This is a genomic window from Dokdonella sp. (assembly GCF_044227025.1).
Classification (GTDB): domain Bacteria; phylum Pseudomonadota; class Gammaproteobacteria; order Xanthomonadales; family Rhodanobacteraceae; genus Dokdonella_A.
This window is the reverse complement of record NZ_JBGAFX010000004.1, coordinates 446,303-459,464: the sequence shown is the minus strand read 5'-3', so window position 1 is coordinate 459,464 and position 13,162 is coordinate 446,303. Positions and strand designations below refer to the sequence as shown.

The following is a 13,162-nucleotide window of genomic DNA, read 5'->3' as shown; positions in this document are numbered from 1 at the left end:
GCGCGACGCGTCAGCCGTCGAAGCCGTCGACGAACAGGAACGTGCTCTGGTAGATCACCTGCACGATGCCCGCGTTCGTATCGGTCGCGTCGCTGTTGGGGATGCCGACGGCGAGGTCGTTGTAGCCGTCGCCGTTGAAATCGCCGACCGCGAGTTGCGTGCCGAAGCCGTCGGCGCTGCCGGCGGGCCATGCGGCGTACTGCGGCGTGAGCCAGCGCGAGTCCGCACGGTCCTGCGATATGTGCCCGGCGACCGACGGGAGGACCCAGACGCGTCCTGCCGCCGCGATGCCGTACTCGCTCGCGAACGGTGCGCCGATGATGAGGCTGTCGCGCGAGCCCGCGGCTTCGTTGATGCGGCCGGCGGCGAGGCGGGCGCCGAAGGCGGAGGTTTCCGCGTTGCCGCCGGGCAGCAGGCTCTCGTGCAGGAACAGGCTGCCGTCGGCGGTGATCCCGTCCACGCTGCCGAACACCACGTTCACGGCGCCTTCGAGCGCGACTTCGATCTCCTCGCCCGGCACGCCGATCGCGAGGTCGTCGGTTTCCGGATCGCCGATCGGCGTGTTGTCGAAGCGGCCCGCGACGAGCGCGGCGCCGAAGCGGTCGTTGGCGTTGCACTGGCCGGCTACGCCGGGCATGGCCTGGCTCCAGTACTGTTCGGGCGTCCCGACCAGGCCGCCGATGTCGTTCGTGCCGTGCAGGATCATCACCGAGCCCGCGCTCGCTTGTCCTGCGCAGGTCGCACCCGGAATGCCGACCGCGAGATCGGTGGCTTCATCGCCGTCGAAGTCGCCCGCCGCGAGCGCGTAGCCGATCTGTTCACCCGCATGCGGCACGCCGGTGAGTCCGTTGAAGCCGCGGTAGAAGCCCTCCGCGCCGGTCGGCGACAGCCCGCCGAGACCCTGGTAGACGATGTACGCGACGCCCGAGTCCGCCTCGCCCGACGTCGTCTCGCCGGGAATGCCGATGGCGAGGTCGTCGAGGCCGTTGTGGTTGAAATCGCCGACCGCGAGCGCCGCGCCGAAGTGGTCGCCGGCTTCCGACACGCCGATGTAGCCGTCGTAGCCCTGGCGGATCGTCGCGACCAGCGACCAGATGCCGCCGCTCGCGCGGCTGAAAGCGAACACCGCGCCCGCGTTGTCGATCGACAGGCTGTCGCCCGGCACGCCGACGACGAGGTCGTCGTCGTGGTGGCCGTCATGATCGAAGTCGCCGACCGCCAGCGCCAGCGACGGTCCGGCCGTCGCGCCCGGCACCATCGGCACGGTGACCGTTTCCATCGTGAAGGTCGTGCCGACGGGCTGGCCGATTTCCCACGCGGTGCCGAAGAACACGCGCACGAGACCGGGATGATCGCGATCGGCGACCGCGAGATCGCCGATGCCGTCGTCGTTGAAATCGCCGCTCGCGACGCTGCTGCCGAAGCGATCGCCGTCCGGCGCGAGCGCGTTCGGATTCGGCAAGGCGACGTTGCCGACCGCGGTCAGCGGTATGCCCGCCCGCGCGCAGGGCGCCAGCGCGAGCACGGCAAGGGCAGCCGCCATCGCGGTGCCGTGCAGCGCCGACGGATGGTGGCGGGGAAGTCGAGAGACACGGTTCATCGGCGAGGTCATCGAAGGGGACATGCCGATATCCACGCAACGCGATCCGCGCAGGGGCCACGTCGCCTGCGGACAGCATCGTCACTCAGCTTGACCGCGCTCAATTGGCTCGCGCACGATGGGTGTTATCGCCCCGGCCTCGGGGTGCCTATGTAGTTGGGCGTCATGGCAACGTCATCGCTCGAAAACGCATTCCGCGATCTCTTCGAGGCCTTGGCGCGTGCAAATCCCCAGCTCACCTATGAGTGGCGGAACAAGTCGACCCCAACGTGGGGGAGCCGCCTTGATCTTGTGTGCGCTGTCGGCACTCCGGTCGAGGTCTTTGCGTCGGTCTTTGAGTCCTCTGTCGCGGTCGGCGACCTTGCCGGACACACCGACGTTGAAGACTTTGGGCGAGGCTTCTCGGATGCTCAGATTGCCGAGGAGGCGGTCCGGGTTCTCGCAGACAAGCTTGAGCAGCGCGACCTAATCGCAACGCGCATGACGCTTGACAAATCGCTGGACCGGACGCGTGTTCGATAACGTACCAAACTCATACGTACGCGCTGCTCGGCTCAACCGTCAGCCGGCACTATGGAAGCGCCTTTGATGCATGGCACTCGGTTTCGGCAACTCCTCGTTGTCCTTGGGTCGATCGCCTGCTTCGCGTTCCTTTTTTACGCGCTTGCCGTCTGGAATAGGCTCGTGCACCAACTTCCAGGCTGGGCTGCTCTCGCTTTTGTTTTCACGCCACTCGCGCGGCTTCTTGCCGTCGTCGGCGTTTGGTGGCGCAGCAGGCTCGCGGTCATCCTGTACGTCGTCGTGACCGCAATCGACATGGCGATCTGCTACTCCGTATACCAGGTTGCGGCTAGCTTTTACGGCGTCATTGGTGCTCTGCTCCTGGTCGGCTTCGTCTGGCCACACTGGCCAGACATGCCATGGCTGCCGGCCAACCATTCGCTTAGGCGGACCGCTACGTAAGGAGCGGCGTACGAGGATGAAGTGCCAAGCATACGCCGGCGTCGCGCCGCTTAGCTCAACCATTAGGCATCAACGAATGGCAACTGTAAGGCGTTCTGTTGCGACACTTCGAATTGCGGGCGATGAGCTCCGGCCAGATCTGATTACGGAAGCGCTGGGCCACGAACCGACCTTGGCCCAGACAAAGGGCGAAACGCTCGTCGGAAAGAAGACCGGCATCCTTCGCATCGCCAAATTCGGGATGTGGCGCTTGGCTGCGTCGGAACGGGAGCCAGCTGACCTTGATTCCCAGGTTGCGGAGATTCTTTCCAAGTTGACCTCGGACTTGGCTGTGTGGCGGTCAATCTCATCGGCCTACTCGATCGATCTGTTCTGTGGACTATTCATGGACCAATCCAATGAAGGTCTTGGCCTTTCGCCGTCCACACTCGCCGATCTGGGCAACCGCGGCATCGAGCTTGGTTTGGACATATATTCTGGCCCCGATGAGCAATGCCTAGCAGCTCACTGAGGCGGACGAACGCAACAATGGGGTTTGATTCATTTTTCAACGCGTCCTGGAGACGGTAGGTGAATTTGCCGAGTACGCTGCTGGGCGCCCTGCGCCAGTTCGTGGGCCAGACGCCGTTGATCCTTTGGGCGATCGCGATCGCGGTGTTCACCGCGGCCGAACTCGTGGCGCGTCAACCCGTGCCGTGGCATCGTCGAGTGGTCAACCTGGTCAATGGCTTGGTGGTACTGCTCGTCATCTTCGTCGCCGGCCCGCTCGTGGCCGGCACGTTGCATTGGCTCCAGGGTTCGCTCGGCTACAAGCCGCTCTTCCTGCTCGATCGCTACGTGCCGTTCGCGCCCCTTGCTGCCCTGGTCTTCCTGCTGGCGTACGACCTCGGCTACTACTGGTTCCATCGATGGCAGCACGCGTCGTCATTGCTTTGGCGCGTGCATGCCGTCCATCACAGCGAAACCGACCTCAACGCGACGAGCTACGTTCGCCAGCATTTCCTCGAGAATGTCGTTCAGTCCTTCGCGGTGTTGGTGCCGTTGCTCATGGTCGTCCCGATCATGCCGCGAACGCTCGCGTGGGTGGCGCTGATCAGCGCGATGGTGCAGTTCTTCGCGCATGCCGCGCTGCCGATCCATTTCGGCCCGCTGTCGGCCTTGTTGATCAGCCCGCGCCTGCACCGCATCCACCACTCGACCGATCGCGCCGAGAGCGACTCGAACTATGCATCGATGTTCCCGCTATGGGACGTCGTCTTTCGCACCTACCGGTCGCCGTCACCACGACCGGAGCGCACCGGCCTGCACTCGGGCGAACGTCTGCCCGGACTCTGGCCTTTGCTGTCATCGCCGTTCCGGCGCCGACCCGCCACAATGGCGTGATAGGACAAAGGGGGTAGAGGAATTGTTCGTTTGAATCCATGTCCGCTAGCAAAGCAGCCGTGATTGAAACAAATAATTCTCCGTCTCCTTTTTTTTCTGATCTACTCTGAGCCCGTTGTGGGTCGCTTGCCGAGGCATTGGCTGTCAATCATGCGTTTCCCCCTCATTGCAATCATCCTTGTTCTTGCCGCGTGCAACGGCGGGCCGCCGGTCGCTACGGGTGTGCACGAATCACGCCGGATATTTTCGGACAAGTTGCCGCGCCCGCCGGGCTATAAGCTTTATCTGTTGCGAAGCTTTGATTCGGGCTTGCCCGTCGAGTACTACATCACATTGGTTCCTGATCCGGAGCATCCATCCAGGCGACCCATTCGCGATGAATCAGAGTTGTCGGCGTTGTGGAAAGCCGCAGCCGAGGCCTATTGTGGTCAAAGGAAACTGATTCTCTCTGCCGAGCGGGCACCCGGTCGGGCGTTGGCGGGTCCATCGATCGCTCAACCGATCGAATGCGTGAAGTATCCCGGAGAAGCGGATTGCGGACTCTCCGTATCCGGCGCGTTTCTATGTGAGGAGTAGAGGACAAAAGGACGGGGGAATTCGTTTGAATCACCGGCAACTTCATTGCCACCGATCCTGGTCTATGAGTGAGACGATGCCGTCGTTCTAGCTCACCACCGCCACCTCAATCCCCTCGACCGCCACCGCCACCATCCGATCGATCTCGTCCGGCGTAATGCAGAACGGCGGCATGAAGTAGACGATGTTGCCGAGCGGGCGCAGCAGCATCTCGTTTTGGAGGCCGTGGCGATAGACGCGCAGGCCGCGGCGTTCGGCGGCGGGGAAGGGTTCGCGCGTGCTCTTGTCCTTCACGAGCTCGATCGCGGCGATCATGCCGGTCTGGCGAACGTCGGCCACATGGGGATGATCCTTCAGCGGTGCGATGCGCGCGGCGAGGTGCGCGGCGAGGACGCGGTTGCGTTCGAGCACGGGTTCGTCGCGCAGCACCGACAAGGTCGCGAGTGCGGCGCGGCACGCGATCGGGTTGCCGGTGTAGCTGTGCGAGTGCAGGAATGCCTTGCCGGCCGAGTATTCGGCGTAGAACGCGTCGTAGATGCGCGCGGTGGTCAGCACCGCGGACAGCGCCATCGTTCCGCCGGTGAGGCCCTTCGACAGGCACAGGAAGTCCGGGACGATGCCGCCTTGCTCGCATGCGAACAGGGTGCCGGTGCGGCCGAAGCCGACCGCGATCTCGTCGGCGATCAGGTGCACGTCGAATTCGTTGCAGAGTGTGCGCAGCCCGGTCAGGTAGGACGGGTCATGCATGCGCATGCCGCCGGCGCATTGCACGAGCGGTTCGACGATGATCGCGCAGGTCTCGTGGGCGTGGCGTTCGAGGAGTGCGCGCAGTTCGCCGAGGCGGCGGCGCGCGCAGTCGGCGGCGCTTTCGCCGGGTTCGGCTTCGTAGGCGTCGGGCGAGGGGGCGAAGATCGGATCGAGCAGCAGCGGTGCGTAGGTGTTGCGGTAGAGCGCGACGTCGGTGACGGACAGCGCGCCGAGGGTTTCGCCGTGGTAGCCGCCGGTGAGTGCGATGAAGCGCGTGCGTTCGCCGCGGCCGAGGTTGCGCCAGTAGTGGAAGCTGAGCTTGAGCGCGACTTCGATCGCGCTGGAGCCGTTGTCGGCGTAGAAGACGCGGGTGAGGGGAGCGCTTTCGACGACGCTCTCCATGGCCCTTTCGACGACGCTTTCCATGGCGCTTTCGACGACGCTCCCCCTCCTCCGCCCTGCGGGCACCTCCTCCCGCAGGGCGGGAGGAGGGACAGCGTGCATGGAAGGGAACGCGCCGGGTTTCGGTGCGATGCGGACGAGTTCTTCGGCGAGTTCGATCGCGGGTTCGTGGGTGAAGCCGGCGAGCATCACGTGGTCGAGGCGGTCGAGCTGGTCCTTGAGCGCGGCGACGATGCGCGGGTGGCGGTGGCCGAGCAGGCAGGTCCACCACGAACTCACCGCGTCGAGCCAGCGTCCGCCGTTGGGGCCGTAGAGCCAGGCGCCTTCGGCGCGCGCGATCGGCAGCATCGGCAGGGTTTCGTGGTCGTGCATCTGCGTGCACGGATGCCAGACCACGGCGAGGTCGCGCGCGGCGAGGCGTGAAGCGTGGGTGTTGTCCATGGCTGCTATGATCCGTGGTGACCCTGTTGCCATACAAGCACGCCATGCCTTGCTCACGCACTTCCGGAATTCCGAATTGCATCTGCGCCGCTACCCGACCGGGAAGTGATCGCAGGGCACCCCTCACCCCGGCCCTCGCCCGCAAGCGGGAGAGGGGGAATATCGCAGCGCGTGGATTCACGTTGATCGCGAATTCACGCGCCCCGCGTGGATTCACATTGATCGAAATCCTCGTCGTGGTGGTGATCCTCGGCATCCTCGCCGCGATCGTCGTGCCGCGCGTGATGGAGCGCCCGGGCGAGGCGCGCGTGACGCGTGCGCGCCAGGACATCCAGGGCGTGGTGACGGCGCTCAGCCTGTACAAGCTCGACAACTTCAACTATCCGAGCAACGAGCAAGGCCTCGACGCGCTCGTCGGCAAGCCCTCGGGCGCACCCGACACGCCGAACTGGAAGGGTCCGTACCTCGATCGCGCGCCGAAGGATCCGTGGGGCCATCCCTACCAGTACCAGCAACCCGGCCAGCACGGCCCGGTCGATGTCTACAGCTACGGCGCCGACGGCAAGCCGGGCGGTGAAGGCGAAGCTGCCGACGTCGGAAACTGGGACCAGTAACGCGCGGCGAGCGAGGCGCGCAGCGATGACCGCGCATCCGCATCCGTCATGCCGCGTCACGCCGGCCAGCGGGCCGCGCGCGTCGCAGGGGTTCACGCTGATTGCGAATCCGCGTGCCCCGCGCGGATTCACGCTTGTCGAGATTCTCGTCGTCGTCGTCATCATCGGAGTGCTCGTGCTGGCGTTGACGATCGCGGTCGGCGGCAGCGCGGAGCGCAAGCTTGCCAACGAGGCCGAGCGTTTTCAGGCCCTGCTCGCCCATGCGTGCGGCGAAGCGGAGCTTGGCGGGCGCGAGATCGGTGTCGTGCTGGCCGCCGACGGCTATGCGTTCCGACGCCTCGATGGTGCCGACTGGCATGCGCCGGGCGGCGACGAACTGCGCGAACGCTCCTGGCCGGGCGGGTTGCGCTTCGAATTGCGTCGCGACGGTCATGTACTGGAGCCCGCGTCGCCGAAACACCCGACGCCGCAACTGGTGTGTTTCTCCTCCGGCGAAATGACGCCGTTCGTGCTGACGCTCGCACTCGGCGATGTGCCGTCGAGCTGGCGCGTCAGCGGCAACGACGACGGCGTGCTCGCGAGCGAACGCATCGAGGCGACGCGATGAATCACCGGCGCGGCTTCACCCTAGTCGAAGTGCTGATCGCGCTTGCGGTGGTCGCGATCGCGCTGCTCGCGCTGGTGCGCGCGGCGGGCGTGCAGGTGCAGTCTTTCGATGCCCTGCACGAACGCACGCTGGCCGGATGGGTCGCCGCGAACGTCGTCACCGAGGCACGCCTCGCCAGCGCGTTCCCGCCGCTAGGCAGCAGCGATGGCCATATGCAGGTGGGCGGGCGCGACTGGCGGTGGCAACGCGAGGTGCAGGCGACACGCGATGCGGAGATCCGTCGCATCGACGTGCGCGTGTATCTCGGCACGTCGCAGCAACCGTCGGCAAGCCTGAGCGGTTTTGCGGGCACGGCGTTGTCGCCATGAAGCCTCGGGTTTCCAGCGGCTTCAGCCTGCTCGAACTGCTGGTCGCGCTCGCGGTGTTCGCCGCGCTGGCGGCGGCGGCGTATGGCGGGCTCGCGTCGATCGCGCGCACGCGCGCGGCGCTGGCGCAGCAGCAGGATCGCTTCGCCGCCGTCACGCGCGCGGTGTCCGCGCTCGAACGTGATTTGCGCCAGGCGATCGCGCGGCCGGTGCTCGACAACAGCGGTCACCCCACCAACGCGCTGCTCGGCAACTCCTCTTCGATCGAACTGACCCGCCTCGGCTATGCCAATCCGCTGGCCGAGCCGCGCAGCCACCTCGAGCGCGTCGTCTATGCGAGCGATCGCGGCACGCTGCGGCGCGCGCGCTACGCGGTGCTTGACCGCGCGCCCGATTCCGCGCCGCAGGTGCGCGAGTTGCTCGAACGCGCGGGCGAACTGCATCTGCGCTACTACGGCTGCGACCAGGTCTGGCACGAGGCATGGCCGCCGCGCGGGCTGGCGTGTGCGTCGGCCGCGCCGGTCGATCCGCTGGCGGTGTTGCCGCGAGCGATCGAATTCCGCTTCACGCCCGAAGGCCTCGGCGAACTTCGTCGCGTCGTCGAGCTGCCGTCGACGCTGCCGTTGCAGGCGCCGCCATGACCCGCCTGCGCTCGCGCCAGCGCGGGGTCGCGTTGCTGGTCGCGTTGCTGGTCGTCGCGCTCGCGGTGATCCTGGTCGCGGCCCTGCTCGATCGCGGCGAACTCGCGCTCGCGCGCACGCGCAACGTGCTGCGCGGCGAGCAGGCGGAGGCGTATGCGCTCGGCCTCGATACCTACGCGGCGCAGGTACTGATGCTGACGCACGGCGCATCGCCAGATCCCGACACGAATACGAGTCCCTGGGCGACGCCGTTGCCGGCGCAGCCGGTGCCCGGCGGCGTGATCGGCGCATCGATGCGCGATCTCAACGGCTGCTTCAACCTCAACAATCTCGCGCCGGGCACTCCGGGAGATTGGGGGACAGTGTTCGACAACCTGCTCGGCGCGCTCCGGCTCGATGCGCAGTTGCGGGCGGCGATAGAGAACTGGCTCGATCCGGCAAGGATCCACGACGAGGAGAATTTCTATTTCGCCCAACCCGTGCCGTACCGCGCGCGCGGCGGACTGTTCGCGCACGGGTCCGAACTGCGCCTCGTGCGCGGCGTCACCAGCGAGGTCTATGCGCGGCTCGCGCCGCATGTGTGCGCGCTGCCGCCCGGCACGAAGATCAACATCAACACCGCGACCGTGCCGGTGCTGATGGCGCTGGTCGGACCGGGTCTCTCGCAGGCCGCCGCGCAACGCCTGTGGCAGAACGGTACGGCGCACTGGAGCACCGAGCAGTTCACGCAGCAGCTGACGCAACTGCACGTTCCGGTGCCGCCCGCGCTCGCCGCGCAGATTACCGACCGCAGCGCGTATTTCCTCCTGCGCGGCGACATCGTCCTCGACGAGGTGCCGTTCACGACCTGGAGCCTGCTCGAACACCGACAGGACGGCGTGCATGTGGTCGCGCGCAGCCGCGGCAGCGACGAGGCGCTCGTGGTTGCGACGCCCGGCATCGCACCGCCCGCCGCATCGGCCTTGTAGGGCGGGTCGAGCGCACAGCGCGAGTCCCGCCGCTCGCCACGAAACCCACCCCGGCGGCACGCGCTTCGCGCGTACCGCCCTACGCATCATCAACGCATGGCGCACCGGCAACGCATCGCGCACTGGTAGGGCGGGTCGAGCGCGCAGCGCGAGTCCCGCCGCCCGCCGCGAAACGCACCCCGGCGGCACGCGCTTCGCGCGTACCGCCCTACGTATCATCAACACATGGCGCACCGGCAACGCATTGCGCACTGGTAGGGCGGGTCGAGCGCGCAGCGCGAGTCCCGCCGCCCGCCGCGGTCGTCTACAATCGCCGCGGTTCCCGTCACCCTCGCCTACATGTCCGATCGCCTGCTCATACGCCTTGCCCCGGATGGTGGCCTGACCTGGTTGCGCCAGGGCGGCGGCGCGCGCGCGCTTGCGTCGACGTCGGGTGCGCCGCCTGCGGGCGTGCTGGCGGCGGTCGACGAGATCATCGTGCTGGTGCCGGCGACCGAGGTGGTGCTGACCGAGGCGACCCTGAGCGCACGCAATCGCGCGCAACTGCTGCAGGCGTTGCCATATGCGGTGGAGGAGCAGGTGCTTGGTCCACTCGATGACCTGCATTTCGCGGCGTCGCGCGGCACCAGCGGCACGCTCGGCGTGGCGGTTGTCGCGAAGGCGGTGTTGCGTGGCTGGCTCGCGCGGCTGGCCGAGGCGGGCATCCAGCCCGATGTGGTCGTGCCCGAATCGCTCGCGTTGCGCGCGGCTGCGCAGCAGGCGAGCCTCATGATCGACGGCGATCGCGCAGTCGCGCGCCTTGCGCCGTGGTCGGCGTTCGCATGCAGTCTCGCCGAGTTGCCCGGCTGGCTCGCGCTGGCCGGTCCGCGTCACCCGCTCGATGTGCACGATTTCCGTGCCGCACCGGCGCTCGCATTGCCGCTGCATCCGGCCAGCTACCACGAGCGCCAGCGCGATCCACTGGCGTTCCTTGCCGGCGGTTTTGCCGCCGCACCGCTGAACCTGCGCGATGGCGAGTTTGCGCCGCGCCATCGGCATGCGCGCGGACGTCATTGGTGGCGGGTTGCGGCGGTGCTTGCCGCCGTCGTCGCGCTGCTCGCGTTCGCCGGGCTGGGCGCCGACGTGCTGCGCCTGTCGCGCGAGTCGGCGCGCATCGCTGCGTTGACGCAGGACGCGCTGCGCAAGGCGTTTCCGGACATCGACGCCGCACAGATCGCGCGGCTCGGAGCGGAACAGCTCATGCGCGGTCGCCTCGAACGCCAACACGGCGGCGAGAGCAGCGCGGGCGTGTTGCGGGTGCTGGCGCAGGTTGCGCCGATCCTCGGTGATTCGACCCGCACCCAGGTGCGCGGAATCGAATACCGCAACGGCGTGCTCGAAGTCGCGCTGCGCGCGCCGGACATGAGCGCGCTCGACCTCGTGCGCGAGCGCGTCACCACGATCCAGGGACTCAAGGCTGAGTTGACCGCTGCGACGCCCGCGACGGACGGCGTCGACGGCCGCGTGCGCATCGAAAGCGCCGGCATGGGCGGAGGCAAGCCATGATCGCGGCATGGTGGAACGGACTGGCCGCGCAGGAACGCCGCATCGTCGCCGTCGGCGGGCTGTTCGCGCTGCTGATGCTCGGCTGGGCGTTCGCCTGGCATCCGCTGGCGCTCAAGCGCGCGGACCTCGAACAGGGCATCACCACCCAGCGCAGCGAGCTCGCCTACGTGCGCGCGGGTGCGGCCGAGATCGAACGGCAGCGTGCGACCGGCGTGCGCGCGGGTGGGCAGCGCGCCGGCAAGTCGCTGCTCGCACTCGCCGACACCACTGCGCGCGCGGGCGGACTTGGCGAAGCGCTGAAGCGGGTCGAACCGGTTGGCGCGAAGGGGGCCAGGGTCAGCTTCGAGTCGGCGCGTTTCGATGCACTGGCCGGCTGGCTCGAATCGCTCGCGCGCGACTACGGTGTCGAGGCGATCGAACTCTCGACCGATCGCGCCGAGGGCACTGGTCTGGTGAATGCGCGGGTCACCCTGCAGGATGCGCCGTAGGTGCCTCCGCTACATCGTTTGAACATTCTCTTGACGGCCTGCCAAGAAGCGCCGCGGCAGTCTTCCCGATAATCGTCGTCCCCCGTCCAGTCCCCGAATCCATCAAGCCAACGACACCATGCGCCCGATCAAGATCCTGCTCAGCATCCTCCTCGTCCTGCTCGTCGTCGCGGGCGTGTTCGCGTGGAGGCTGCCGGCCGACGTCGGTTACCGCTATGGCGCGCACCTGCTCGGTCCGTTCGCGCTCACCGGCGTGCGCGGCACCGTGTGGGATGGCCATGCGGATGGCGTGAGCCTGCTCGGCAACGATCTCGGCGAACTCGACTGGCACGCGCGCAAGCGCCCGCTGCTCGGCGGCGAGCTGGTCGCGGACGTGCGCATCAAGGGCGGAGAGATCGACATCGCCGGCCTCATGACGCGCCATGGCGACGGTTCGGTGTCGGCCGAAGACCTGCGCTTCAGCGTACCGGCGTCGATGGTCGAGCCGATGATCGGCGCTCCCGACGTGCACCTGCTCGGCACCATCAGCGGTGTGCTCAAGGACGCGACGCTGTGGACCGCGAGCGTGCGCAACGCGACCGGCCATGCACGCTGGAGCGGCGCCGGGGTGAGCGGTGCGGTCGAGGCACGCTTCACCGACCTGCTGAGCGAGTTCGCTTCGCAACCGGACGGCAGCGTCGCCGGTACGCTGAGCGACGACGGCCAGGGCGAAGTCGCCGTCAACGGTCGCTACTCGTTGCACGTGCCGCTGATTTCCGGCGAGGCGACGCTGGCCGCACGCAACGGCGATCCGCAGGTGCTGGAGATGCTGCGCCACATCGGCACGCCGCAGGCGGATGGCAGCAGCAAGGTGGTGGTGGAAGGTCGCATGCTGAAGGCGCTGTGAGCGCCACGCCGGACCACGCGTTCCTCGAACACGCGCTGGCCGTCGCGCAGCGCGCCGCCGACGCGGCGCAGGCGGTGATCGCGCCGCGCTGGCACGCGCAGGATTTTTCGGTCGTCACCAAGGCCGACGCAACCCCGGTGACCGAGGCCGACCGCGAGGCGGAGGCGGCGATCAAGCGCGTGTTGCACGATGCATTCCCGCGCCACGCGTACTACGGTGAAGAGGAAGGACGCGAGGGCGAAGGTGACTTCCTCTGGCTGATCGACCCGATCGACGGCACCAAGGCGTTCGTGCGCGGCTACCCGATGTTCTCGACCCAGATCGCGCTGATGCATCGCGGCGAACTCATGCTTGGCGTGTCGGCTGCGCCCGAGTACGGCGAGCGCGCGTGGGCGACGCGTGGCGGCGGCGCGTTCCTGCGCGGCCGCGACGGCGCGACGCGCGCGATCCGCGTCGCGGAAACCGCCGAGTTCGGTCCCGCCACTGCGATCTCGACCGGCAACCTGAAATCGCTCGCCGCATCGCCGTCGCGCTGGGCAGCCTACGCGGACCTCGTGCGCCGCGTCGGCCGCATCCGCGGTTACGGCGACTTCCTGCACTACCACCTGCTCGCGCGCGGCGCGATCGATCTGGTGATCGAGTCGGACCTCAACATCCTCGACATCGCGCCACTGGTCGTGATCGTGCGCGAGGCCGGTGGCGTCTTCACCGACCTCGACGGCGCCGACATCGGCCTCGACACGCGCAGCGCGCTCGCCGGCGTGCCGGCACTGCACGCGCAGGCACTCGCCGCGTTCAACCCCTGATTAGCGCACGGTCGGGCTGCGCTGCGCGGCGACCGCCCGCAGCCGCAATGTCACGCATCGCCTCCGGATTGCGTAATTCCCCGCTGACTTGTCCAGCTGGGGAGTGCCGCATGAAAGGTTGTCTGCGCAT

At 67.6% G+C, this 13,162-nt stretch carries 16 protein-coding genes; 13 read left to right on the top strand and 3 right to left on the bottom strand.

The window, feature by feature from the left end; translation table 11 throughout:
- Positions 1-10: 10 nt before the first annotated feature.
- Positions 11-1,624 (bottom strand): FG-GAP repeat protein, encoded by a 1,614-nt coding sequence (locus ACILRJ_RS12390; protein ID WP_395683498.1) that lies wholly within the window; start codon positions 1,622-1,624, stop codon positions 11-13.
- 141 nt (positions 1,625-1,765) lie between these two features.
- Here ACILRJ_RS12390 and ACILRJ_RS12385 point away from each other — a divergent pair, with 141 nt between their 5' ends.
- Positions 1,766-2,122: a hypothetical protein gene (locus tag ACILRJ_RS12385; RefSeq protein WP_395683497.1), complete on the top strand. Its 357-nt coding sequence runs from the start codon at positions 1,766-1,768 to the stop codon at positions 2,120-2,122.
- Positions 2,123-2,161: 39 nt separating this feature from the next.
- Here ACILRJ_RS12385 and ACILRJ_RS12380 read toward each other — a convergent pair whose 3' ends face one another.
- Positions 2,162-2,506 carry a hypothetical protein gene (locus tag ACILRJ_RS12380; RefSeq protein WP_395683496.1) on the bottom strand — a complete coding sequence of 115 codons (345 nt, stop codon included), beginning with the start codon at positions 2,504-2,506 and terminating at the stop codon, positions 2,162-2,164.
- Positions 2,507-2,579: 73 nt separating this feature from the next.
- Here ACILRJ_RS12380 and ACILRJ_RS12375 point away from each other — a divergent pair, with 73 nt between their 5' ends.
- The 3 genes from ACILRJ_RS12375 to ACILRJ_RS12365 all read left to right on the top strand — a co-directional run bounded on the left by ACILRJ_RS12375 (position 2,580) and on the right by ACILRJ_RS12365 (position 4,522).
- Complete coding sequence (locus ACILRJ_RS12375) at positions 2,580-3,074, top strand: DUF4279 domain-containing protein (RefSeq protein WP_395683495.1); 495 nt, start codon at positions 2,580-2,582, stop codon at positions 3,072-3,074.
- A 59-nt stretch (positions 3,075-3,133) separates the two neighbouring features.
- Complete coding sequence (locus ACILRJ_RS12370) at positions 3,134-3,946, top strand: sterol desaturase family protein (protein WP_395683494.1); 813 nt, start codon at positions 3,134-3,136, stop codon at positions 3,944-3,946.
- A 150-nt stretch (positions 3,947-4,096) separates the two neighbouring features.
- A complete protein-coding gene (locus tag ACILRJ_RS12365; protein ID WP_395683493.1) occupies positions 4,097-4,522 on the top strand; it encodes a hypothetical protein in 426 nt (141 codons plus the stop codon).
- A gap of 87 nt (positions 4,523-4,609) precedes the next feature.
- On the opposite strand, the gene bioA is transcribed toward ACILRJ_RS12365, so the two are convergent.
- Positions 4,610-6,112 (bottom strand): adenosylmethionine--8-amino-7-oxononanoate transaminase, encoded by a 1,503-nt coding sequence (bioA, locus tag ACILRJ_RS12360; RefSeq protein ID WP_395683492.1) that lies wholly within the window; start codon positions 6,110-6,112, stop codon positions 4,610-4,612.
- A 182-nt stretch (positions 6,113-6,294) separates the two neighbouring features.
- Here bioA and gspG point away from each other — a divergent pair, with 182 nt between their 5' ends.
- The 9 genes from gspG to ACILRJ_RS12315 all read left to right on the top strand — a co-directional run bounded on the left by gspG (position 6,295) and on the right by ACILRJ_RS12315 (position 13,032).
- Positions 6,295-6,726, top strand: coding sequence for a type II secretion system major pseudopilin GspG (gspG, locus tag ACILRJ_RS12355; RefSeq protein WP_395683491.1), 432 nt, complete (start codon positions 6,295-6,297; stop codon positions 6,724-6,726).
- Positions 6,727-6,751: 25 nt separating this feature from the next.
- Positions 6,752-7,333 (top strand): type II secretion system minor pseudopilin GspH, encoded by a 582-nt coding sequence (gene gspH, locus ACILRJ_RS12350; RefSeq protein ID WP_395683490.1) that lies wholly within the window; start codon positions 6,752-6,754, stop codon positions 7,331-7,333.
- Positions 7,330-7,701, top strand: coding sequence for a type II secretion system minor pseudopilin GspI (gspI, locus tag ACILRJ_RS12345; RefSeq protein ID WP_395683489.1), 372 nt, complete (start codon positions 7,330-7,332; stop codon positions 7,699-7,701). Before gspH ends, gspI begins: the two co-directional genes overlap by 4 nt.
- Positions 7,698-8,339, top strand: coding sequence for a type II secretion system minor pseudopilin GspJ (gene gspJ, locus ACILRJ_RS12340; protein WP_395683488.1), 642 nt, complete (start codon positions 7,698-7,700; stop codon positions 8,337-8,339). The genes gspI and gspJ overlap by 4 nt, the downstream gene beginning before the upstream one ends.
- On the top strand, positions 8,336-9,307 hold the full coding sequence (gspK, locus tag ACILRJ_RS12335) for a type II secretion system minor pseudopilin GspK (protein ID WP_395683487.1): 972 nt from the start codon (positions 8,336-8,338) through the stop codon (positions 9,305-9,307). The genes gspJ and gspK overlap by 4 nt, the downstream gene beginning before the upstream one ends.
- A 339-nt stretch (positions 9,308-9,646) precedes the next feature.
- Positions 9,647-10,852: a type II secretion system protein GspL gene (gene gspL, locus ACILRJ_RS12330; RefSeq protein ID WP_395683486.1), complete on the top strand. Its 1,206-nt coding sequence runs from the start codon at positions 9,647-9,649 to the stop codon at positions 10,850-10,852.
- A complete protein-coding gene (gene gspM / locus ACILRJ_RS12325) occupies positions 10,849-11,340 on the top strand; it encodes a type II secretion system protein GspM (protein WP_395683485.1) in 492 nt (163 codons plus the stop codon). The genes gspL and gspM overlap by 4 nt, the downstream gene beginning before the upstream one ends.
- Positions 11,341-11,458: 118 nt before the next feature.
- On the top strand, positions 11,459-12,226 hold the full coding sequence (gene gspN / locus ACILRJ_RS12320; protein WP_395683484.1) for a type II secretion system protein N: 768 nt from the start codon (positions 11,459-11,461) through the stop codon (positions 12,224-12,226).
- A complete protein-coding gene (locus ACILRJ_RS12315) occupies positions 12,223-13,032 on the top strand; it encodes an inositol monophosphatase family protein (protein WP_395683483.1) in 810 nt (269 codons plus the stop codon). Before gspN ends, ACILRJ_RS12315 begins: the two co-directional genes overlap by 4 nt.
- Positions 13,033-13,162 lie beyond the last annotated feature (130 nt).

Excerpts from the sequence above, each read along its gene's own strand:
- ACILRJ_RS12390 (WP_395683498.1), bottom strand. The coding sequence starts at position 1,624 with ATGTCCCCTTCGATGACCTCGCCGATGAACCGTGTCTCTCGACTTCCC.
- ACILRJ_RS12385 (WP_395683497.1), top strand. The coding sequence starts at position 1,766 with ATGGCAACGTCATCGCTCGAAAACGCATTCCGCGATCTCTTCGAGGCC.
- ACILRJ_RS12375 (WP_395683495.1), top strand. The coding sequence starts at position 2,580 with ATGAAGTGCCAAGCATACGCCGGCGTCGCGCCGCTTAGCTCAACCATT.
- ACILRJ_RS12365 (WP_395683493.1), top strand. The coding sequence starts at position 4,097 with ATGCGTTTCCCCCTCATTGCAATCATCCTTGTTCTTGCCGCGTGCAAC.
- bioA (WP_395683492.1), bottom strand. The coding sequence starts at position 6,112 with ATGGACAACACCCACGCTTCACGCCTCGCCGCGCGCGACCTCGCCGTG.
- gspH (WP_395683490.1), top strand. The coding sequence starts at position 6,752 with ATGACCGCGCATCCGCATCCGTCATGCCGCGTCACGCCGGCCAGCGGG.
- gspI (WP_395683489.1), top strand. The coding sequence starts at position 7,330 with ATGAATCACCGGCGCGGCTTCACCCTAGTCGAAGTGCTGATCGCGCTT.
- gspJ (WP_395683488.1), top strand. The coding sequence starts at position 7,698 with ATGAAGCCTCGGGTTTCCAGCGGCTTCAGCCTGCTCGAACTGCTGGTC.
- gspK (WP_395683487.1), top strand. The coding sequence starts at position 8,336 with ATGACCCGCCTGCGCTCGCGCCAGCGCGGGGTCGCGTTGCTGGTCGCG.
- gspL (WP_395683486.1), top strand. The coding sequence starts at position 9,647 with ATGTCCGATCGCCTGCTCATACGCCTTGCCCCGGATGGTGGCCTGACC.
- gspM (WP_395683485.1), top strand. The coding sequence starts at position 10,849 with ATGATCGCGGCATGGTGGAACGGACTGGCCGCGCAGGAACGCCGCATC.
- gspN (WP_395683484.1), top strand. The coding sequence starts at position 11,459 with ATGCGCCCGATCAAGATCCTGCTCAGCATCCTCCTCGTCCTGCTCGTC.